Annotated in this window: 20 protein-coding genes; 13 read left to right on the top strand and 7 right to left on the bottom strand. The window is 66.4% G+C overall.

All coding sequences use genetic code 11. The features are described from left to right. Positions 1–92 precede the first annotated feature (92 nt). Positions 93–2,333 carry an LPS-assembly protein LptD gene (locus tag ACTHJR_RS03495; RefSeq protein WP_440521711.1) on the bottom strand — a complete coding sequence of 747 codons (2,241 nt, stop codon included), beginning with the start codon at positions 2,331–2,333 and terminating at the stop codon, positions 93–95. A gap of 165 nt (positions 2,334–2,498) precedes the next feature. On the opposite strand from ACTHJR_RS03495, the gene ACTHJR_RS03490 reads away from it, so the two are divergent. The 4 genes from ACTHJR_RS03490 (at position 2,499) to ACTHJR_RS03475 (ending at position 5,561) form a co-directional block, all read left to right on the top strand. Beyond that, a complete protein-coding gene (locus tag ACTHJR_RS03490; protein ID WP_440521710.1) occupies positions 2,499–3,956 on the top strand; it encodes a leucyl aminopeptidase in 1,458 nt (485 codons plus the stop codon). Positions 3,957–4,059: 103 nt separating this feature from the next. After that, complete coding sequence (locus ACTHJR_RS03485) at positions 4,060–4,500, top strand: DNA polymerase III subunit chi (RefSeq protein WP_440521709.1); 441 nt, start codon at positions 4,060–4,062, stop codon at positions 4,498–4,500. Between the two features lie 115 nt (positions 4,501–4,615). Next, positions 4,616–5,038, top strand: coding sequence for a nucleoside-diphosphate kinase (gene ndk, locus ACTHJR_RS03480; RefSeq protein ID WP_440521708.1), 423 nt, complete (start codon positions 4,616–4,618; stop codon positions 5,036–5,038). After that, the gene (locus ACTHJR_RS03475) at positions 5,028–5,561 is read left to right on the top strand and encodes a GNAT family N-acetyltransferase (RefSeq protein WP_440521707.1); all 534 of its coding nucleotides are present in this window, start codon (positions 5,028–5,030) and stop codon (positions 5,559–5,561) included. Before ndk ends, ACTHJR_RS03475 begins: the two co-directional genes overlap by 11 nt. A gap of 130 nt (positions 5,562–5,691) precedes the next feature. On the opposite strand, the gene ACTHJR_RS03470 is transcribed toward ACTHJR_RS03475, so the two are convergent. The 4 genes from ACTHJR_RS03470 to purM all read right to left on the bottom strand — a co-directional run bounded on the left by ACTHJR_RS03470 (position 5,692) and on the right by purM (position 8,476). Then, complete coding sequence (locus tag ACTHJR_RS03470; protein ID WP_440521706.1) at positions 5,692–6,339, bottom strand: hypothetical protein; 648 nt, start codon at positions 6,337–6,339, stop codon at positions 5,692–5,694. Next, positions 6,336–6,713, bottom strand: coding sequence for an MmcQ/YjbR family DNA-binding protein (locus tag ACTHJR_RS03465; protein WP_440521704.1), 378 nt, complete (start codon positions 6,711–6,713; stop codon positions 6,336–6,338). The genes ACTHJR_RS03470 and ACTHJR_RS03465 overlap by 4 nt, the downstream gene beginning before the upstream one ends. After that, the gene (gene purN, locus ACTHJR_RS03460) at positions 6,710–7,282 is read right to left on the bottom strand and encodes a phosphoribosylglycinamide formyltransferase (RefSeq protein WP_440521703.1); all 573 of its coding nucleotides are present in this window, start codon (positions 7,280–7,282) and stop codon (positions 6,710–6,712) included. The genes ACTHJR_RS03465 and purN overlap by 4 nt, the downstream gene beginning before the upstream one ends. 87 nt (positions 7,283–7,369) lie before the next feature. Beyond that, on the bottom strand, positions 7,370–8,476 hold the full coding sequence (gene purM / locus ACTHJR_RS03455; protein ID WP_440521702.1) for a phosphoribosylformylglycinamidine cyclo-ligase: 1,107 nt from the start codon (positions 8,474–8,476) through the stop codon (positions 7,370–7,372). A gap of 64 nt (positions 8,477–8,540) precedes the next feature. Between purM and ACTHJR_RS03450 the strand changes: the two genes are divergently transcribed. Genes ACTHJR_RS03450 through ACTHJR_RS03435 form a run of 4 tightly spaced genes read left to right on the top strand, consistent with a single transcriptional unit; the run spans position 8,541 to position 14,125 of the window. Continuing rightward, positions 8,541–9,812 (top strand): heavy-metal-associated domain-containing protein, encoded by a 1,272-nt coding sequence (locus ACTHJR_RS03450; RefSeq protein ID WP_440521701.1) that lies wholly within the window; start codon positions 8,541–8,543, stop codon positions 9,810–9,812. Next, positions 9,809–10,453 (top strand): HdaA/DnaA family protein, encoded by a 645-nt coding sequence (locus ACTHJR_RS03445; RefSeq protein WP_440521699.1) that lies wholly within the window; start codon positions 9,809–9,811, stop codon positions 10,451–10,453. The genes ACTHJR_RS03450 and ACTHJR_RS03445 overlap by 4 nt, the downstream gene beginning before the upstream one ends. Beyond that, positions 10,450–12,621 carry an RNA degradosome polyphosphate kinase gene (locus ACTHJR_RS03440; protein ID WP_440521698.1) on the top strand — a complete coding sequence of 724 codons (2,172 nt, stop codon included), beginning with the start codon at positions 10,450–10,452 and terminating at the stop codon, positions 12,619–12,621. The genes ACTHJR_RS03445 and ACTHJR_RS03440 overlap by 4 nt, the downstream gene beginning before the upstream one ends. 7 nt (positions 12,622–12,628) lie before the next feature. Then, entirely contained in the window at positions 12,629–14,125 is a 1,497-nt protein-coding gene (locus ACTHJR_RS03435) for a Ppx/GppA phosphatase family protein (RefSeq protein ID WP_440521697.1), read from the top strand. A gap of 211 nt (positions 14,126–14,336) precedes the next feature. On the opposite strand, the gene ACTHJR_RS03430 is transcribed toward ACTHJR_RS03435, so the two are convergent. Both ACTHJR_RS03430 and rnd read right to left on the bottom strand, forming a co-directional pair. Next, entirely contained in the window at positions 14,337–14,630 is a 294-nt protein-coding gene (locus ACTHJR_RS03430) for an I78 family peptidase inhibitor (protein ID WP_440521696.1), read from the bottom strand. Then, positions 14,627–15,802, bottom strand: coding sequence for a ribonuclease D (gene rnd, locus ACTHJR_RS03425; protein WP_440521723.1), 1,176 nt, complete (start codon positions 15,800–15,802; stop codon positions 14,627–14,629). The genes ACTHJR_RS03430 and rnd overlap by 4 nt, the downstream gene beginning before the upstream one ends. A gap of 171 nt (positions 15,803–15,973) precedes the next feature. Between rnd and aspS the strand changes: the two genes are divergently transcribed. From aspS to ACTHJR_RS03400, 5 genes are all read left to right on the top strand, one after another. Beyond that, positions 15,974–17,809 (top strand): aspartate--tRNA ligase, encoded by a 1,836-nt coding sequence (gene aspS, locus ACTHJR_RS03420; RefSeq protein WP_440521694.1) that lies wholly within the window; start codon positions 15,974–15,976, stop codon positions 17,807–17,809. Between the two features lie 315 nt (positions 17,810–18,124). Continuing rightward, a complete protein-coding gene (locus ACTHJR_RS03415; protein WP_440521693.1) occupies positions 18,125–18,862 on the top strand; it encodes a hypothetical protein in 738 nt (245 codons plus the stop codon). A 39-nt stretch (positions 18,863–18,901) separates the two neighbouring features. Continuing rightward, entirely contained in the window at positions 18,902–19,675 is a 774-nt protein-coding gene (locus ACTHJR_RS03410; RefSeq protein ID WP_440521692.1) for a polyphosphate kinase 2 family protein, read from the top strand. Between the two features lie 56 nt (positions 19,676–19,731). Next, positions 19,732–19,998, top strand: coding sequence for a DUF6356 family protein (locus tag ACTHJR_RS03405; protein WP_440521691.1), 267 nt, complete (start codon positions 19,732–19,734; stop codon positions 19,996–19,998). Between the two features lie 69 nt (positions 19,999–20,067). Further along, positions 20,068–21,167: FAD/NAD(P)-binding protein (locus ACTHJR_RS03400; protein WP_440521690.1), on the top strand; the 1,100-nt coding region annotated here is incomplete at its 3' end.

Raw genomic sequence — 21,167 nt, 5'->3', positions numbered from 1 at the left:
CGAGAAGATTGTCACTTGTGAAGAAACCCCATGAACATCCGGGCGCACCCGACTAACCGTACGCGCCTGCCCGATTTCGCATGAACCTATGCTTAGCGGCCCAAATTCTTGAACGCCAGCGTCAACAGGAAGCTGTTGCCGGCCTTGGCGTCGCCGGTATCCTGATAGTCGCGCTTCCACGTCAGGCCGAGCCGCAGGCAGTCGTCCTCATATTGCACGCCGAGCCGGTGACGGACCGGATCGAAACCGTTGGAGAGCGAGGTGGGATCCTCGTTCTTGTCGGTAAGGTCGATCGTCGTCGACCCGAAGATCGACCAGAAGCGCGCGAAGCCGACGCGTCCGCCCAGCCGCAATTCCTCGCGGTCGCGCAGATCCTCCAGCGTCGGCGCGATATTGCGGTTGAGCCGAAGGTAGCCGAGCAAGAGGTACGTGCGCTTGGTTCCCACCGTCGCGTCGATCTCGTTGCGACGGATGGCAAGGTTGTCCTTGTCGAGCCGATAGCGGTGGACGAACGAGACGAAGTCGCGGATGCGCACCTCGGTCCGGCCGACGATGTCGGACCAGCGGTCGGTCAGGCCGGTACCGTCGGGGAAGATGGTCGGCTTGCTCGACAGGCGGTAGCTCTGACCGATCGTCGCGCTGATCGCGATGCCGGGCAGATCGAGCGCGTAATCGAACCCGTAGGTGAAGCGGGTCGAATCCTCCCAGCGGTCGTAACCGGGGAAGCGGTTGAGCGCGAACAGGTTCGAATCCTCGAGATCGACCGCGCGAGCATCCTCGTTGGGTACCTTGAGGTTGGCGGTCGGCGGCGACGCGACGATCTGGAAGCGGGGCGTCAGACGCTGGGTGCCGCCGAGAAATTCGCCGACCAGCGGCCATTTCACATCGAGCGCGAGGGCCGCGATGCCGCGCGTGTGAAAGCCGCTTTCGCCGCGATAGCTGACGACGGTGGTCGCGGCGATATCGCTGGCGTTGTAGGCGTCGCCACGCAGGTAAGCGGTGAGCGTCACTTCCTGGCCCCAGGGCGTGATGCGCCGCAAATCCCATTGCGCGCTGACGAACGCTCGCTGGGTGTCCTGGCCGGCGGTCCGCGCGATGCTGAGCGTGTTGGCCTGGATGTTGAGGCGGCCGCCGAGAATGTCGTCGATGCGACGGCGATAATCGAATTCGGGAAGGGCGATCGGTTGCAGTCCCTGATGATCGCCGAGACGCAGCGTCTGCACCAGCCAGCCGTTGATCGCGAAATAGCTGTTGGCGTCGATTCGTTCGACGCTGACCGTCGAGCGCAACCGATCGTCGTTGGAAATCTCGTAGCGGCGCAAGAAGGTGCGGTCGGTGGTCAGCCGCAGCGAGCCCGACACCGACCAATTGGGATCGAGCTGATAGCGCGCGACGCTGTCGAGATAGCCGCGAAAGGCGGTCGAGGTCGGCGCGGTCGGGTCGAGCAGGTCGGCTCGCGGCGACACCGTCGCATAGCCGGTGAGCCTGAAGGCGCCCTTGGTCGACAATTGCTCATATTCGGCTTGGACCATCGGCGCGACGCTGGTGTACAGCCGCGGCGTGATCGTCAGGCCCTTGTTGTCGGCCAGCCGGAAATAATAAGGCACGCCGACTTCGAAGCCGTTGGTGCGGCTGTAGCGGATGTCGGGGCTCAGGATGCCGCTCTGCGCGCTGTTGCCGACAGGACTCGACAATTTGGGCAGCGGGATGGTCGCGAAGCCGAACAGGTTGAAGCGCGCGCCGGTGAAATAGATGCGCTCGCGGTCGGGACGATAGACCACTTTGACCGCGGTCACCTTCCATGACGGCTCCTTGGGACAGCCCTCGGAATCGGTCACCGAACAGGGCGTGTAGGCGGCCTGGCGCAAGGTGATGACGCCGCTCTCGCTGCGTTCGCCCTTGACCGCCGCCAGCCGGCCACCCTGTTCGAGCACGACCAGCATGTTGTCGACCACGCCGTCCTTGAGCGAATCGGTCAGGTCGATCTTGTCGCCATAAGCGGTGTCGCCCTGGGGATTGGTCACGGCGATGTTGCCGATCGCGGTGACTTTCCCGGTCTTGCGGTCCCACACCACCTTGTCGGCGCGCAATTTGTCGCCCTGACGGTACATGCGGACGTCGCCGGTCGCGGTCACCGTCTCCGTGTCGATGTCGTATTGCAGCGTGCCGGCCGAGAATTGCACCTGGTCGGGATCGCTCGGCACCGGCGTTTCGGCCGGCGGCGGGGGCTCGGCCGATCGGTCCTGGAGATCCTGCGCTTGGGCCGGTTTCACGGCCGCGAGCGCGAGAAGGATCGCCGAGCTGGCCAGAAATGCGGAACGCGTGACGATCACCAAACACCCTTTTTGCGGCGACGGTCCCTGACGCGCCGGGCCGCCGGTATCGCACCCGCGCCGACGAACCGCAATCGCCGGCGCCTGGCTTTGCAGCGAGCGCAATAGCGGCCTAGAGAGGCGCGTCCAGCACGCATTTCGCGTTTTTAACCGAGGTTACAATCCATGAAGATCGAGTTCGCCGCTACGTTGCCCGTTGCCGATGTGCTGGTGATCCCCGTGCAGAAGAACGGCACCGACGCGGCGATCGGTGGGCGTGCCGGCCAGGAAGTGCTCGCCGCGGCGGCCGCCGCCGCGCGGTTCGAGGGTGAGGCGGGATCGATCGCGGAAGCGTTCGTCGGTGCCGATGGTGCGGTGAGCCGCGTGCTGTTGGTGGGGATCGGCGACGGCAGCGAGACGGATTGGGAGCGCGCGGGCGGTGCGGTCACAGCGCGCCTGCTGACCAACGCGATCAGTGCGGCGGTCGACGTCGCCAAGGCGGCACCGGCGCCGGCCGCTGTCGGCCGTTTCGCCGGCGCGCTCGCGCAGCGCGCGTGGCGGATCGATACCTATCGCACCAAGCTGCCCGAAAAGCAGAAGCCTACCTTCGCCGAGGTGACGATCGTGGGCGCGCCCGAAGGCGCCGAGGCGGCGTGGCGGCGCAATTTCGCGGTGACCGGCGGGCTCGACCTCACCCGCACGCTCGTCGCCGAGCCGCCCAATGTGATCTATCCCGCGACCTTCATCGAGCGCGTGCTGGCGAGCGTCGACGGGCTGGGGCTCGAGGTGACGGTGCTCGGCCCGGAGGAAATGAGCGAACTCGGCATGGGTGCGCTGCTCGGCGTCGCGCAAGGCTCGGCGAGGCCGGGTCGCCTCCTGGCGCTCAAATGGAACGGCAAGGGGGCGGGCGATCCCGACCTCGCCCTGGTCGGCAAGGGCGTGACCTTCGACACCGGGGGCATCTCGCTGAAGCCTGGGCCCGGCATGGAAGACATGAAGTGGGACATGGGCGGCGCCGGCGCGGTGGTCGGCGCGATGAAGGCGCTGGCGACGCGCAAGGCCAAGGCCAATGTCATCGGCGTGTGCGGGCTGGTCGAGAACATGCCCGACGGCAACGCGATCCGGCCGGGCGATATCCTGACCTCGATGTCGGGCCAGACGATCGAAGTGCTCAACACCGACGCCGAGGGGCGACTGGTGCTGTGCGACTGCGTGACCTGGGTGCAGCGGACGCATCATCCCAAGACGATCGTCGACCTCGCCACGCTGACCGGCGCGATGATCATCAGCCTGGGCAGCGAGCATGCCGGGCTGTTCGCCAATGACGACGCGCTCGCCGACCAGTTGCTCGCCGCCGGCAAGGCGTCGGGCGACCTGTTGTGGCGCTTCCCGATCAGCGATGCCTACAACAAGCTGATCGACTCGCCGATCGCCGACATGAAGAACGTCGGGCCGCGCGGCGCGGGGTCGATCACCGCGGCGCAATTCATCGGCCGCTTCATCGAGACCGGCGTCAAATGGGCGCATCTCGACATCGCCGGGATGGTGTGGGCCGACAAGGCCGGCAATACTTACGATAAGGGCGCGACCGGCTATGGCGTGCGCTTGCTCGATCGCTTCGTCGCCGACAATTTCGAAGGCTGAGACCAAATTCCCCTCCCGCTTGCGGGAGGGGTTAGGGGAGGGCGTGTTGGAAGGGGCGACAGACCCTCCCCCCCGTCCCTCCCGCAAGCGGGAGGGGAGCTTCTTGCAAGTCGATTTCTACCATCTGACCGCCACGCCGCTCGAACGCGCGCTGCCGAGCATCGCGCAGCGCGTGGTGGCGGGCGGCGGACGGTTACTGGTGGTGAGCGACGACGCCACGCAGCGCAGCGCGATCGACCGGCTGCTCTGGACCTATGCGCCCGACAGCTTCCTGCCGCACGCTCAAGCGGGGGAGGGTGACGAGGGCGATCAACCCGTGTTGATCAGCGGGATGCCCGATCCCGCCAACACCGCCCGCAACATCGCCCTGATCGACGGGCGCTGGCGCGACGAGGCGCTGGCGTTCGAGCGCGCTTTCCACTTCTTCGATGGCGACCGCATCGCCGAGGCGCGCGAGGCCTGGAAATCGCTCGCCGCGCGCGACGACGTCGAGCGCAATTACTGGAAGCAGGACGATAACGGGCGCTGGTCGAAAGCGGCCTGACGCGCTGCCGACACGCCAAGCCCGGGAAATGCCCGCCCGGGTTGCATCCGCGCCGCTCCCCGCCTAGGGAGCCGCCAGTTTTCCACAGCTCAAAAAAGAGGAGCGAGCGACCGCCATGGCCGCCAACCGCACGTTTTCGATCATCAAGCCCGATGCCACCCGCCGCAACCTGACCGGCGCGGTCACCAAGATGCTGGAGGAAGCGGGTCTCCGCGTCGTCGCCTCGAAGCGCATCCAGATGAGCCGCGAGCAAGCCGAGGGCTTCTACGCGGTGCACAAGGAGCGCCCGTTCTTCGGCGACCTGGTCGACTTCATGATCTCGGGACCGGTCGTGGTCCAGGTGCTCGAGGGCGAGAACGCCGTGCAGCGCAACCGCGATATCATGGGCGCAACCAACCCGGCCAATGCCGAGCCCGGCACGATCCGCAAGGAACTGGCCGAATCGATCGAGGCGAACAGCGTCCACGGGTCGGATTCAGACGAGAATGCGGCGATCGAGATCGCGTTCTTCTTCACCCCCGACGAAATTGTCGGCTGACGCCGGTTGGCGGCTCAAGCGAGCGACCGCGGCTGACGCCGCGGCGCTGTCGCTCGTCGCCTCCGCCTGTTTCCTCGAGACCTTTGCCGGCATCCTGCAGGGTGCCGACATCGTCGCGCATTGTGCCAAGGCCAATGATGCCGTTAGGTTTCGGAGTTGGTCGGACGATGGCGAGAGCCGGGTCGTCGTCGCCGAGATCGCGACCGGTGCCGCACCGATCGGCTATTCGGTCCTGACGACGCCCGATCTGCCGGCAGTGGAGATCGACCCGGCCGATATCGAGCTTCGCCGCATTTACACGCTGTCGCGCGCCCACGGCACCGGTTTGGGACCGGCGTTGATGGCGCAAGCGATCGTCGATGCGCGGGCGATGGGCCGCAGGCGCATGCTGCTGGGCGTCTATGCCGGCAACGACCGCGCCCGGGCCTTCTATCAGAAGCAGGGCTTCGTGAAGACCGGCGAGCGGCAATATCAGGTCGGCGCGACGCTCTGCGACGACGTCATCTACGCGCTGACGCTGTAGTCCAGCGACAGGCCAATTCCATCAGCCGTCATCCCGGCCTTGTGCCGGGATCCGCCTGGCCTTGCTGGATGCCCTATGAGCTTCTTGGTCGTGACTTGGCGGCGCGGCGGACCCCGGCACTAGGCCGGGATTAGCGGCTCGGCCGTTCCTTCGTCCACAAGGCATCCAGCCGTGCCGGCGTCCCGCCGCGCTCGGCCAGGCTCGCACCTTCCAGACTCACCGTGCGCCCGCGGAACAGCCGGCCCGCGGTCTTCCACCGGACCTGATAGATCGCACGGTCGGTCTTGCGCGCGTCGCCGTCCCACCATCGCGCGGTGATCAGCACCGGCAAACGCCCTTCGCGGTCGTCCTTGCCCTTGTCGGTCGCCTTGAGCAGCGCCTTGTCGAACCATTGCGCATTGATCTGCGGGCTGGACAGGCCGGCCTGCGACTCCGCGCCGAGCGCGGGCGGGAAAGTCACGTCGATTTCCGAGATGCGGTGATCGGGATCGCTGAGATTCAGCACCGCGCCGCCGCCGCTGCGCAAGGCGGTGAAGGTGACCAGCGACTTTTCGGCGCTTTCGCTCGCGCGTTCGGCCTGGTCGGCCTTGCGATCGGACCAGGTCATCCATAGGCCGACCGCCGAAATCAGCAAGGCGGCGATGCCGACCCATTCGGCCAGCGAAATCCAGCGCCGGCGGATCGCCGCCTTCTCGGCGCGTTCGGCAGGCGTTTCGGCCGGCGGCGCCGGCGGCGCGGGGATCGGCTCGGGGGCAGGGGGCATGTCGGGATCGTTCATCGTCCGCCGGCCTCCAGCAATCGGCGCGGGGCGACCATTTCCCAGCTCATCGCGATCCGCTCCTCGATGCGTTCCCAATCGGTGGCATCGCCGTTCAGCTCCATCGCGATCCAGCCCGACGGGCCGAGATAGGGTGGCACATGATAGAGATCGGGGTCCACCTCGACGAGCATCGCCTGCTCCTCGCGCCCGCTGGTCTTGACGATCACTACGGTGTGGCCGTCGCCATGATGGTTGTGCCAGAAATAGGCATAGACCTTGCCCTTCTCGATGAAGAAGGCCGGCGATCCGTGCGACAGTTTCTCGGCCGCTTCGGGGAAAGAGAAGCAGATCGCGCGGATCCGCTCGAGGTCGGCGGTGTGATCGGGGCTCATCGCGCCGCGAAGTCTGCCAGAACCGTCGCGTAAAGGCGATGCTCTTCCGCCAGCACGCGCGCGGCGAGCGTTTCGGCATCGTCGTCGGGCAGGATCGGCACGCGCGCCTGGCCGAGCACCTCGCCGCCGTCGAGCTCCTCGGTCACGATATGCACCGAGCAACCGGCTTCCGCGTCCCGCGCCTCGATCGCGCGCGCATGGGTGTCGAGCCCCTTGTATTTGGGCAGCAAGGAGGGGTGGATGTTGACGATGCGCCCGCGCCAATCGGCGACGAATTCGTCGGACAGCAGCCGCATATAGCCGGCCAGCGCCAGGATCTCGGCGCCCGCTTCGCGCAACGCCGCCGTCATCGCCGCTTCATGGGCGGGTTTGCCGATACCCTTGGGCGAGAGCGCGAAAGTGGGGATGCCATGCTCGTGCGCCCAGGCCAGGCCCGGCGCGTCGGGCTTGTCGGAAGCGACCATCACGACTTCGTAGGCGTCGCCCGCCGCCTCGACGAGCGCCATCATGTTCGACCCGCGACCGGAGATCAGGATGCCGACTTTTTTCACCTGATGTTGGGAGGGCATGTCCATCGCAGGCAACTCGCTCAACCGATCATAGAATCTCAACAAGCCCTCCCCCGGCCCCTGCCGCGAGCGGGAGGGGAGAAGAGCTCACGCATTATGCGTCGCGGTCCAGTCGCTCCGCGCGCTCCAGGTACCCGCCGAGCCGTAAACCGTGCAGCCCCGTTGCCCTTCGACGATCTCGCCGATCGACAGCACGGTTTCGCCCGCCTCGGTCAGCGCTGTAATTACCGCTTCGGCGTCTTCACGCTTGACCACGACCGCCATGCCGACACCGCAATTGAAGGTCCGCGCCATTTCCTCGGGCTCGATCGCGCCTTGCGCCTGGAGGAACGCCATCAGCCGCGGCTGATCCCAGCCGTCGGCGTCGATCCGGGCATGCGCGCCGTCGGGCAGGACGCGCGGGATGTTCTCCAGCAAACCGCCGCCGGTGATGTGCGCCAATCCCTTGATCCGGCCGGCCGCGATCTGCGGCAACAGGCTCTTCACATAGATTCGAGTCGGGGCCATCAGCGCGTCGATCAACAGTACATCGGCGTCGAACAATGCCGGCCGATCGAGCTTCCAGCCCTTGTCGGCCGCCAGCCGCCTTACCAGCGAATAGCCGTTCGAATGCACGCCGGAGGAGGCGAGGCCGAGGATGACGTCGCCAGGGCCGATGTCCTTCCCGGTCAGCACCCGGTCGCGCTCGACCGCGCCGACGCAGAAGCCCGCGAGGTCGTAATCGCCCTCTGCATACATGCCTGGCATCTCCGCCGTCTCGCCGCCGATCAGCGCGCAACCGGCGATGCGGCACCCCTCGGCAATGCCGGCGACGACGCGCTCGGCGATCGCATTGTCGAGCTTGCCCGTGGCGTAATAGTCGAGAAAGAACAGCGGTTCCGCGCCCTGCACGATCAGGTCGTTGGCGCACATCGCGACGAGATCGATACCGACGCCGTCGTGCCGGCCGCCGTCGATCGCCAGCTTGAGCTTGGTGCCGACTCCGTCGTTCGCCGCGACCAGCAGGGGATCGCTGAACCCGGCCGCCTTGAGGTCGAAGAACCCGCCGAACCCGCCGAGATCGGCGTCGGCGCCCGGCCGGCGTGTCGCTTTGGCCAGCGGCCCGATCGCGCGAACCAGCGCGTTGCCCGCGGCGATCGAGACGCCGGCATCGGCATAGGTATAAGGGCTGTTGCGGCGGTCGGTTTCGCTCATGACAGCGCGACTAGCGATATCGCGCTTGGATTTCCACGCCTGCTTCGCCAAAAGGGCGCCCGATATGCGCCGCAGCCGTTTCTTCCACGCCTCCGCCCTGATCGCGGCCATCGCTCTTGCCGGGGGTGCCGGGATCGTCGCCGCGCAAAGCGATGACGGCGGCGACAAGATCGACACCAACCAGCCGATCGACGCCTCGGGCAGCTATCAGGTCGACAATGTCGATGTCGACGTCAGCGCGGCGGATGCCGAATCCGCGCGGATCGCCGGTTGGAAGCTCGCGCAGCGCAAGGCCTATCAAATGCTGTCGCAGAAATTCGGCGGCGGCGGCGGCGTGCCCGCGGACAATGTGCTCGATTCGATGGTGACGGGAATCGTCATCCAGAACGAGCAGATCGGCCCCAATCGCTATATCGCCAAGCTCGGCGTGTTGTTCAGCCGCGCGCGGCTGGGTGGGTTGGTGGGCGCGGTGGGCGACGTCTCGCGGTCGTCGCCGATGCTGCTGATCCCGATCCAATGGTCGGGCGGCAGCGCGGTCGCGTTCGAGCAGAAAACCGCCTGGGACGATGCCTGGCAGCGGTTCCGCGCCGGCGACAGTTCGGTCGATTACGTCCGCCCGACGGGAACCGGCGCCGATTCGCTGTTGATCAACGAGGGCCAGGCCAACCGCCGCGACCGCGGCTGGTGGCGCAGCGTGCTCGACCAATATGCCGCCGCAGACGTGCTGGTGCCGTCAGTAACCTTGTACCGGCAATGGCCGGGCGGTCCGGTCGTGGGGGTGTTCGAGGCGCGGCACGGTCCTGACAACGATCTGCTCGCGCGCTTCGCGCTGCGGGTCGACAGTGAGGCAGGCGTGCCCGCGCTACTCGATGCCGGCGTCAGTCGAATCGACGCCATCTACCAGGAGACGCTGCGGAGCGGCGGGCTCGGAACCGATCCCAGCCTCGCCTATATCCCGCCACCGCAGGCGACGCCGACTCCCACGCCGACGCCGACCGACACGCCGAGCCCGGGCGCCACGAACACCGATACGGGTGCCCCGGCCGCGAGCGGCGCGGCGGTCACCATCCAGTTCGACACGCCGACCGCAGGGGCGGTCTCGTCGATCGAGAGCGCGGTTCGCGGCGTTCCCGGGGTCAGCGGGGCCAATACCACCAGCATGGCGATCGGTGGCGTCTCGGTAATGCGGCTCAATTACAGCGGCGATCCGGCCGCGCTCGCCTCGGCGCTCGAATCGCGGGGCTTCCAGGTCGGGCGCAACGGCACGACCTTGCGTATCCGGCGTCCCTCGCTGCCGCCGCCGTCGGTCCCGTCGGACGACCGACCGACCGGATGAGCCAGCAGCTCGGCCTGCCGCTGGCTTGGCCGCCCGGTCCGGGCGATGACGAATTTCTGGTCGCGCCGTCCAATGCCCATGCCTTTCACCAGCTCGAGCATTGGGGCACTTGGCCGGTCATGACCGCGCTGTTGATCGGACCGCGCAAATCGGGACGCAGCCTGCTCGCGCGGATTTTCGCCAGCCGATCCGGGGGGCGGATCGTCGACGATGCCGATTTGCGCCCCGAACGCGAGTTGTTCCACGCCTGGAACGACGCCCAGGCCGAGCGACGTCCGCAATTGTTCATCGCCAATGTCGCGCCGCCCGAATGGAAAGTCGGCATCCCCGATCTGCGGTCACGCCTCGCCGCCAGCCCGGTGGCGGAGATCGGCCCGCCCGATGACGGGTTGATGCAGGCGCTGCTCGAACGCCAGTTCCTGCGACGCGGGCTCGACGCGCGGCCGGAGCTGATCCAATGGCTGCTGGCACGGCTCGAGCGCAGCTTCATCGCGGTGGAACGTGCCGTCGACGTGCTCGATCAGGAAGTGCTCGAACGCCGCAAGCGCTTGTCGATCCCGCTCGCGCGGGGCACATTGACCGAGGCGGGAATCATTGCCCAGCCATCCGCAGCCGACCCAGCCGCCGCAGAGGACAAATGACTCGCCCCGCCCATATCGCGCGCCTCGCCAATGACGACGATCCGTTCGAAAGCGGGGAAAGCGGAGAGCGTTATTTCAACCGCGAATTGTCGTGGCTGGCGTTCAATCGCCGCGTGCTCGAGGAAGCGTGCAATGAGGCGCATCCGTTGCTCGAACGCGTGCGGTTCCTGTCGATCTCGGGCTCGAATCTCGACGAATTCTTCATGGTCCGCGTCGCCGGGCTGATGGGCCAGCAGAAGCAGGAGGTCGAGCGCCGCTCGCCCGACGGCCTGACCACCGGAGAGCAACTGGCCGCGATCGTCGCGAGCGCCGATACGCTGGTGGAAGACCAGCGCTCGGTATGGCGCGATTTGCGGCATCAGCTCGCCGATGCCGGCATTCATGTGCTGGGCTCGCGTCAGATCGACGAAGCGGTGACCGCGGACGAAGCCGCGTGGCTCGAAAGGCATTTCCGCGAGCAGATCTTTCCGATCTTGACACCGCAAGCGCTCGATCCCGCGCATCCTTTCCCGTTCATGCCCAATCGCGGCCTGGCGGTTATCTTCGACCTGGTCCGCGCGTCGGACGGTGAGACGATCCGCGAGCTGCTCATGCTGCCCGCGGCGATGGCGCGGTTCGTGCGCTTGCCGGGGGAGCCGGCGCGCTATGTCGCGGTCGAATCCCTGGTCAAGCGTTTCTCGACGTTGATCTTCCCCGGGTACGCGGTTCACGGCGCGGCCGAGTTCCGCGTGCTGCGCGACAGCGATATCGAGATCGAGGAAGAGGCGGAGGATCTGGTCCGCTATTTCGCCAATGCGATCAAACGGCGGCGGCGCGGGCGCGTGATCCGGCTCGAGCTCGAATCGGGCATGCCCGAGGCGCTCGGCACGGTGCTGCGCGAGGAACTGGCCGGCGGCGACGCCTTCGTCACCGAGAGCGGCGCCTTCCTGGGTGTCCACGACCTCGAGGCGATCATCGAGGAAAACCGCCCCGACCTGAAATTCGTCCCCTTCGCCCCGCGCTTTCCGGAGCGCATCCGCGAATTCGGCGGCGATTGCTTCGCGGCGATCAAGGCCAAGGACATCGTCGTCCACCACCCGTACGAGACGTTCGAGGTGGTGATCGAATTCCTCAAGCAGGCCGCCGCCGATCCCGATGTCGTCGCGATCAAGCAGACGCTCTATCGCGCTGGCAAGCAATCGGCGGTGATCAACGCGCTGATCGCCGCGGCCGAGTCGGGCAAGTCGGTGACCGCGGTGGTCGAATTGAAGGCGCGGTTCGACGAGGAGCAGAATCTGCTCTGGGCCTCCGCACTCGAACGCGCCGGCGTGCAAGTGGTGTACGGCTTCTTCGACTGGAAGACCCACGCCAAGGTATCGATGGTCGTTCGGCGCGAGGTCGGCGAATATCGCACCTACTGCCATTTCGGGACGGGCAATTATCATCCGGTCACCGCGCGCATTTATACCGATCTCAGCTTCTTCACCGCCGATCCCGAGATCGGCCGCGATGCCGCGCAGATCTTCAATTACGTCACCGGCTATGTCGAACCGACCCTGAGCCTGGTCGGCATCAGTCCGCGCGATTTGCGCCCGCGCCTGACCGCGCTGATCGACGCCGAGATCGCCAATGCCAATGAGGGCAAGCCGGCGGCGATCTGGGCCAAGATGAATTCGGTGGTCGATCCCGCGATCATCGAGAAATTGTACGAAGCGTCGAATGCCGGGGTCGAGATCGACCTGGTCATCCGCGGCATCTGCTGCCTGCGACCGGGCGTGCCGGGCATGTCGGAGAATATCCGGGTCAAATCGGTGATCGGCCGCTTTCTCGAGCACAGCCGGATCTGGTGCTTCGGCAACGGCAAGTCACTGCCCAATGACGGCGCCAAGGTGTTCATCTCCTCGGCCGACTGGATGCCGCGCAATTTCGACCGCCGCGTCGAATATATGCTGCCGATCCTCAACCCGACGGTGCATGATCAGGTGCTCGACCAGGTCATGGTCGCCAATCTGATCGACACCGAACAGAGCTGGGTGCTGCATTCCGACGGGACTTACGACCGTGTCGAGCCGGGCGTGCGACCGTTCAACCTGCATCGCTATTTCATGACCAACCCGTCACTGTCCGGGCGTGGTGCTGCGCTCGAAGGCGGAGCGGTCCCGAAACTCTCGCTGACGCGCCGGCGTTAGGATCGCGATGGCAACCCTGCTGTTCCGCAAGCCCAAGGCCGACCCGGCCGCGGGGCCGCCGCGCACCGGCATCATTGACATCGGTTCGAACTCGATCCGCCTGGTCGTCTATCAGGGACCGCCGCGGTTGCCGGCGACGCTGTTCAACGAGAAGGTCATGGCGGGCCTCGGGCGCGGACTTGCCGAGACCGGCGAACTGGCGGCCGAGGGTATCGAGCTCGCCACCGAAGCGCTGGAGCGTTTCGCCGCCTTGGCGCGGGAGATGGAGGTCGAAAGCCTGCGCACCGTCGCCACCGCCGCCGTCCGCGATGCCGCCAATGGTCGGGTGCTGCTCGACGCCGCGGCACGGATCGGCCTGCCGGTCGAATTGCTGTCGGGCGAGCAGGAAGCGATGGCGGCGGGGATGGGGGTGCTGTCGGCGATCCCCGATGCCGACGGCATCGTCGGCGATCTCGGCGGTGGCAGTCTCGAACTGGTACGAGTCAAGAAGGGCGAGATACGCGACCGCGTGTCGTTCCCCCTAGGCGTGCTGCGCGTTGCGGCGTTGCGGGCCAAGGGCAAGGGGACGATCGACCGCCGCGTCGCCAAATTGCTCGACCAGGCCGGGTGGACCGGCAAGGGCAAGGGCCTGCCGCTCTATCTGGTCGGCGGATCGTGGCGCAGCCTGGCGCGGCTCGACATGAATTTGAAGCGCTATCCGCTGCCCGTGATCCAGCATTACGCCATGTCGCCGGCGACGATCAGCCGGCTGGTCCGCAGCGTCAGCCATATCGAACGCGGCACGTTGAGGGACGTGCCGGGCATCTCGTCGCAACGCGCACCGATGCTCAACGACGCGGCGGCGTTGCTGGCGGCGCTGCTCCGCCACCTCAAGTGCGACCGTACGATCGTATCGAGCTTCGGGCTACGCGAAGGGTTGCTCTACGAGGCGCTCGATGCCGAGACGCGGCGCCAGGACCCGCTGATCGTCGCGACGCGCGAGGAGGGGAGGCGGCTCGGCCGCTTCGCCGAGCATGGCGACTTGCTCGACCGCTGGATCGAACCGCTATTCCAGGACGCCCCTGCGATGGAGCGCCTGCGCCGCGCGGCCTGCCTGCTCGCCGATGTCGGCTGGCACGCCAATCCCGAATTCCGCGCCGAGCGCGGCGTCGAGATCGCGCTCCACGGCAATTGGGTCGCGGTCGACGCGCGCGGGCGGGCGTTGATCGCGCAGGCTTTGTGGACCTCGCTTGGTGGTGGCGCCAACACGCCGGCCCCGCTTGCCCAGCTGGCGCCCGCGGCCGACTTCAAGCGCGCGGTGCAATGGGGGCTGGCGATGCGACTGGGGCAGCGCCTGTCGGGCGGCGTCGCCGGGCCGCTCGAGCGATCGAAATTGGGCGAGGATGGCGCGGCGCTGACGCTGCATCTGTCGGGGCCGGATGTCGCGCTCTATGGCGAAGCGGTGCAGAAGCGCCACGCCGCGCTCGCGGTGATGTGCGATCGCACGCCATTGCTCACGAGCTGATTTCCCTGTCCCGCTCGCGGGAGAGGGAGGGGCCCGCCGCCGTCAGGCGGTGGAGGGTGAGGGTCTTCTTTCTTCTTCCAGGCAAGAACCGCCTGGAAGAAGAAAGAAGACCCTCACCCAACCTGCACCGGGTGAACAGCGCCCCGCGCTGTTCAGGTCATGCCGGGGGCATGACCGGCCCGGTGCACCCGTAAACGGGAGAGGGCTCAGATCATCCGCAGCCGAAGCTCTTCACCCGGTTCTTCTCGTCGACATTCACGTTGAGCCGACCGTTCAGATATTCCATCGTCACGACCTGCCCCGGCCGCAGCACCCGCGCGACCGACGCGCCGGCCTGCCGCTTGGCACGATCGACCAGCGACGGCGTCGCATAGCGACCGACCAGATCGCCGAGGCCCTTGGCCGAGCATTCGCCCGTCGGCACCCCTGGCAACGGCGCCACCGGCGCGCAGGCAGCCACCGCGAAAGCGGTCAGGGCAAAGGCGGCGATCAGGCGTTTCGTCACTGCGCTTCCTCCGTTCGGGTCATGCGGAGCTTGCCATTGCGGACGGCGAATCCCAGCCGGCCCTCGACCAGGTCGAGTGCGTCGCGGCCGAACTGATCGTAGCGCCAGCCCTCCAGGATCGACAGCCCGTCGCGCTGCCCCGCGGCGAGCGCTTCGAGATCCTCCGACCGCGCCAGCAAGCGCGACGCGACATCGATGTCGCGCGAGCGGATCTTGAGCAGCAGCTTGAGCAGGTCGGCGACCAAGGCGCCGTCCTTGCCGAGCCCCGGCTTGCGATCGTCGCGCGGCGGCATCTCGGCATTGGTCATCGGCTTGGCGTCGGCCAGCGAAGCCATCAGCCGCGCGCCGATATCGTTGCCAGCCCAGGTCGCCGACAGGCCGCGGACGCGCGCCAGGTCGCCCTGCTTCTTGGGCGGGTGGCTGGCGAGATCGGCCAGCGTCTCGTCCTTGACGATCCGGCCGCGCGGCAGGTTCTTGCCCCGCGCTTCCATCTCGCGCCAGCGCGCCAGCGCCTTGAGCCGCCCGAGTACGTCGGGCTTGCGCCCCGCGATGCGGACGCGCTTCCAGGCATTGTCGGGGTCGTTGGCGTAATTGGCGGGATCGGCCAGCCGCTCCATCTCCTGATCGAGCCACGCGCCGCGCCCGGTCTTGCGCAACTTGTCGAGCATCATCGGGAAGATCTCTGCGAGATGCGTCACGTCGGCGATCGCATAAGTGATCTGCCGCTCCTCGAGCGGGCGCCGCGCCCAGTCGGTGAAGCGCGCGCCCTTGTCGATCTGCAGCCCGAGCCAGCTATCGACCAGGTTCGAATAACCGATCTGCTCGCCTTGCCCGAGCGCCATCGCCGCGATCTGGGTGTCGAACAGCGGGTGCGGCGTCTTCGCCGTCAGATTGTAGATGATCTCGATATCCTGGCCGCCGGCATGGAAGACCTTGAGCACGTCCTCATTGTCGACCAGCAGGTCGAGCAGAGGCTGGAGGTCGATCCCCGGCGTCATCGGATCGATCGCCGCCGCCTCGTTCGCATCGGCGATCTGGATCAGGCACAATTCCGGCCAGAAGGTGCTCTCGCGCATGAACTCGGTGTCGACGCAGACGAAGGGCGATTGCGAGAGCCGCGTGCAGAGATTGGCGATGGCGGCGTTGTCTTCGATCAGACCATGGATATGCATCATGACCCCATAGCGAGGCTCGCGCGCTTGACAAAGGCCTGTATGGCGACAAAGCGCAACGGCTTCCAACCACCGTCATCCCAGCGGAAGCTGGGATCTCGTGCCGCAAGCTGGTCACCAGTGGCTTGAGACCCCGGCTTTCGCTGGGGCGACGCAATCAGAGACGATCTCATGCACGCCTATCGTACGCATACCTGCGCCGCGCTGACCGCCGCCAATGTCGGCCAGGAAGTCCGCCTGTCGGGCTGGGTGCACCGCAAGCGCGACCATGGCGGCGTGCTGTTCGTCGACCTGCGCGACCATTACGGCATCACCCAGGTGGTCGCCGACAGCGATTCCCCGGCCCTGCCCGTATTGGAAGGACTGCGCGCGGAATCGGTCGTGACGATCGACGGTGTGGTCAAGGCGCGTGCCGAGGGAACGGCGAACGCCAACCTCGCGACCGGCGAGATCGAGGTGTTCGCGCGCGGTGTGACCGTCCAGTCGGCTGCTGCCGAGCTGCCGATGCCGGTCGCCGGCGAGGCCGACTATCCCGAGGACATCCGCCTCCGCTACCGCTTCCTCGACTTGCGTCGCGAGCGGCTGCACAGCAACATCGTCCTGCGCTCGAACGTGATTTCGAGCCTGCGCAAGCGCATGATCGATCAGGGCTTCACCGAATTCCAGACGCCGATCCTGACCGCGTCGAGCCCCGAGGGCGCGCGCGACTATCTGGTCCCGAGCCGCGTCCATCCGGGCAAGTTCTACGCGCTCCCGCAGGCGCCGCAGATGTTCAAGCAGCTGCTGATGGTCGCGGGCTTCGATCGCTATTTCCAGATCGCGCCCTGCTTCCGCGACGAGGATGCGCGCGCCGACCGCAGCCCGGGCGAATTCTATCAGCTCGATTTCGAGATGAGCTATGTCACGCAGGAAGACGTGTTCGCGGCGATCGAGCCGGTCCTGCATGGCGTGTTCGAGGAATTCGCCGACTGGCAGGGCAAGGGCCGTACCGTTTCGCCGCTGCCGTTCAAGCGCATCCCCTACAAGGAATCGCTGCTGAAATACGGCAACGACAAGCCGGACCTGCGCAATCCGCTGATCATTAGCGACGTGTCCGAACAGTTCGTCGGTTCGGGCTTCGGCCGCTTCGCCTCGATCGTCGAGGCGGGCGATGTCGTCCGCGCGATCCCGGCGCCGGCGACCGCCGAGAAGAGCCGCAAATTCTTCGACGACATGAACAGCTGGGCGCAGGGCGAAGGCTTCGCCGGGCTCGGCTACGCCACCCGCAAGCAGGGCGAATGGGGCGGCCCGATCGCCAAGAATCATGGCGAGGACAAGATGTCCGCACTCGCCGACAGCCTGGGTCTCGGCCCGGATGACGGCATCTTCTTCGCCGCCGGCAAGGAAGCGCAGGCCACCAAGCTCGCCGGTCTCGCGCGCACCCGCGTCGCCGAGCAGCTCGAGCTGATCGACGACAAGCGCTTCGAATTCTGCTGGATCGTCGACTTCCCGATGTTCGAATATGACGAGGACGCGAAGAAGGTCGATTTCAGCCACAACCCGTTCTCGATGCCGCAGGGCGAATTGGAAGCGCTGGAGAGCAAGGACCCGCTCGATATCCTGGCATACCAGTACGACATCGTCTGCAATGGCGTGGAGCTGTCCTCGGGCGCGATCCGGAACCATCGGCCGGAGATCATGTACAAGGCGTTCGAGATTGCCGGTTACAGCCAGCAGGACGTCGACACGAACTTCGCCGGCATGATCAACGCGTTCAAGTTCGGCGCGCCGCCGCACGGCGGGTCGGCGCCGGGCGTCGACCGCATCGTCATGCTGCTCGCCGACGAGCCGAACATCCGCGAGGTCATCGTCTTCCCGATGACGCAGAAGGCCGAGGAGCTGATGTTGGGCGCGCCCAATTGCGCCACGGCGAAGCACTTGCGCGAGCTCAACATCCGCCTGGTCGACCAGCCCGGTGCGACCAAGGCGACGCCCGTGACCGAGGCGGTGGATCCAGCCGCGGGCTGATCGTCCGCGTCAGACGGTTGCAGCCTTTGCAGGTGGTCGCCCGAGCAGCCGCTCGATCGTTGCCGCATCAAAGCGATGGCTTGGAACGTTACCGGGTCGCCGACCACGATGGCGTAAGGCAACGCCTCGAGGGTGATGGTCATTCGGGCCGGCTTGCGCGTGGCTTCTTCCGCTCCAGGTTTTTAGTTTGGCGCGATTTCCTAGCCAGCGGGTGATTCCACGCGTTTCGAAAATGCTCTAGTCGTCCGCGACAAGGGGATGACGATGATAGACATCGGGCAACGCTTCTTCCTCGCCGTCGGATTCGGCGCGCTGATGGTCGTTTCCAGCGCCGCCGTCGCGCAGGACGATGAATTGAGCACCGCGGAGCGCGAGGCGCTATCGGCGAAAGCAGCGGACCGGCAAGCGCGGCGCGACATCGAATCGCTGCTCAAACCGTCGGGCAAATTCGAACGCGGCATGTTCATCGTGCTGCGCGGCACGACCCTCGAGACGTTGCCGTACGCCACCTCCTATCCGGGACTTTGCCAACGGGACGAGCTTGGTGTCGACTACGCGCCCGATCCGGCGAATGGCCGACCGGTCGATGCCAACACGCCGCTGCGGCCCTATCGCTTGCGATTGTCCACCTCGTTCAGCCTTGATCGCCGTCGCTTTCGCCCGATGCGGATGGAACAAACCCAACGCGATCGCGATGCCGGGTGCATCGCGAATGAGCAGGGCGAAACATTTTTCGCGCCCGACGAAGACGCGGCCGTTGCCGGCTATACCGCACTGCAATCGCTTGCCGCTCGCCTTCGAGCAGGTTCGCTGACCTTGTCGGCCTGCGACGCCGAAAAAGGCACGTCCTGCACCCAGGTCGTTCTCGGTGTGGTATCGCCCGGACACTTGGGCCAGATCCAGGCCTGTCCGGCCGTGCCTGGTACGCGCTGTCTCCGGATCGATGCCGACAATTCCGTCGGAATCACGATCATGATCGCGACACCCGAGGGAGCGGTCACACCGGAAAGCATTTCTTCCGCCAAGGTCGAGACATACATCATAATCACGTGACGCACTCGACTCTGTCGGCCGCCGCGCTAGCCTCGTTTCATGACGATCGATCTCAAGAATTTCGAAAAGGGCGCCAAATACGATGGCGACTATGGCGACGACCTAGCCGAGGTGCAGAAGCGGCTCGCCCACATCCAGGTCGCGCACATCCTGCACAAGCGCCGCGCATTGGTACTGTTCGAAGGCTGGGATGCGGCAGGGAAGGGCGGGATCATCCAGCGGCTGACCGCCGAATGGGACCCGCGCAATTTCGAGGTCTGGCCGATCAAGGCCCCGACCGAGATCGAGTTGGCGCATCATTTCCTGTGGCGCTTCTGGCAACGCCTGCCAGCGGACGGCAATATCAGCGTGTTCGATCGATCGTGGTACGGCCGCGTGCTGGTCGAGCGCGTCGAGAAATATGCGACCGAGGCGCAATGGCGGCGCGGCTATGACGAGATCAACGAGTTCGAGGCGCAGCAGGCCGATTCGGGCACGACGATCGTCAAGCTGTTCATTCACACCACCCAGGAAGAGCAGGACAAGCGGCTCAAGGCCCGGCTCGAACATCCGTGGAAGCGCTGGAAGACCGGAGCGGACGATTATCGCAACCGCGACAAGCGCGACGACTATCTCGACGCGATGGCGGAGATGTTCCGCCGCACCGACACGCGCTGGGCGCCATGGATCGCGGTCGACGGCAACGACAAGAAATCGGCGCGGATTTTCGCGCTGAACGCGATCGCCGATCGGCTGGAAGCGCACGTCCCGATGGACCCGCCGCCGCTCGATCCGGAACTGGAGAAACTGGCGCGCAAGGCGCTGGGGATGTGACGGTCCCTAGCCTGAGACGGGTGACAGTAGGGCGCCTACCCGGCTAAGATGGTTGCATGATCGATCGCATCTTCCTGAGCCATCCGCGCAGTGTCGGCGAATCGTATGTCGAACATGCCGGCGTGGCCTTCGGTTTCGGTGTCCGAATGATCGGGGGAGGGCTCGCCTGTCTCGTTCACGGCGTGGTGCCGGCCCTTTGCACGCGAACGGCGAGCAACACCGTCAAATCGCTCTATGGACGGATGAAGTCGCGCCAGCCCGCCTATCAGCAGCGCCCGCCGGCGTTCACCGAGCCCGATTGGCAACTCGAATACGAGATCTGAGCGCCGTTTCCTCACCCATGAACAAGACCTACCGCCCTTGGACGAGTCCGGGCGAACGGAGATAGAGATTTGATCCGCCACGTCGCGATTATCGGTGCGGGCTTTTCCGGCACGCTCCAGGCGATCAACCTGCTGCGTCACGACGGCCCGCGCGCGACCCTGATCGAGCGCGCTCCGGTGCCGGGAGAGGGGCTGGCCTATGGCGCCGCCTATCCCGGCCATCTGCTCAACGTCCGCGCGTCGAACATGAGTGCGCTGCCGGACGATCCCGACCATCTAGTCCGCTGGCTCGCCGAACATGGCGAGGCCGAGGCCGGCGCGGACTTCGTGCAGCGCGTGACCTATGGGGCCTATCTCCGCGACTTGCTCGCCAAGGCGCTGGAGACCTGTGGCGATCGGCTCGAGGTCGTCCAAGGCGACGTGACCGACGTCGTTCAGGTCGGTGAGGGCGCACGCGTGTCGCTGGCCGACGGCACGACGATCGATGCCGATACGGCGGTGCTCGCGGTCGGCAATTTGCCGCCGCACGATCCGCCGGGCTTCGCCGATGCCGGGCTGTCGGACGCGTGCTACAAAAGCGATCCCTGGGACCGCAGCGTGCCGCTCGGATTGAAGGACGACGACACCGTCCTGCTGATCGGCACCGGCCTGACGATGGTCGATATCGCGCTGTTGCTCGAGTCGAGCGGGTTCAACGGCAAGATCGTCGCCCTGTCGCGGCGCGGGCTGGTGCCGCATCGCCACGATGCGCCGGGACCGATGGTCACCAAGCTCGCCGAGCGCCCGGTCGCGCCGCCGTCGGAGCTGGTCCGCATGGTGCGAGAGCGCGGCGAGGCGATCGGCTGGCGCAATGCGGTCGACGAGTTGCGTCCTTACACGCAATCGATGTGGGCCAATGGCACCGACACCGAGCGCGGGCGTTTCCTGCGCCATTTGCGCCCGTGGTGGGACGTCCATCGCCACCGCCTGGCGCCCCATGTCGCCGACCGGCTCGCCGCGATGCAGGCGCGCGGACAGCTGGACGTGGTGGCGGGCAAGACGATCTCGGCGGTCGAGGATGGGGACGGCATCACGATGACATGGCGCCGGCGCGGCAGCGACGCTCCCGAAACGCTGACCGCGCAGCGGATCATCAATTGCACCGGGCCGCAGGGCGACCTGACTCGCAC

This window comes from Sphingomonas sp. (assembly GCF_051962185.1).
Taxonomy (GTDB): domain Bacteria; phylum Pseudomonadota; class Alphaproteobacteria; order Sphingomonadales; family Sphingomonadaceae; genus Sphingomonas.
Note: the sequence above shows the minus strand (reverse complement) of the source record. Positions and strands in the feature narration are given on the sequence as shown.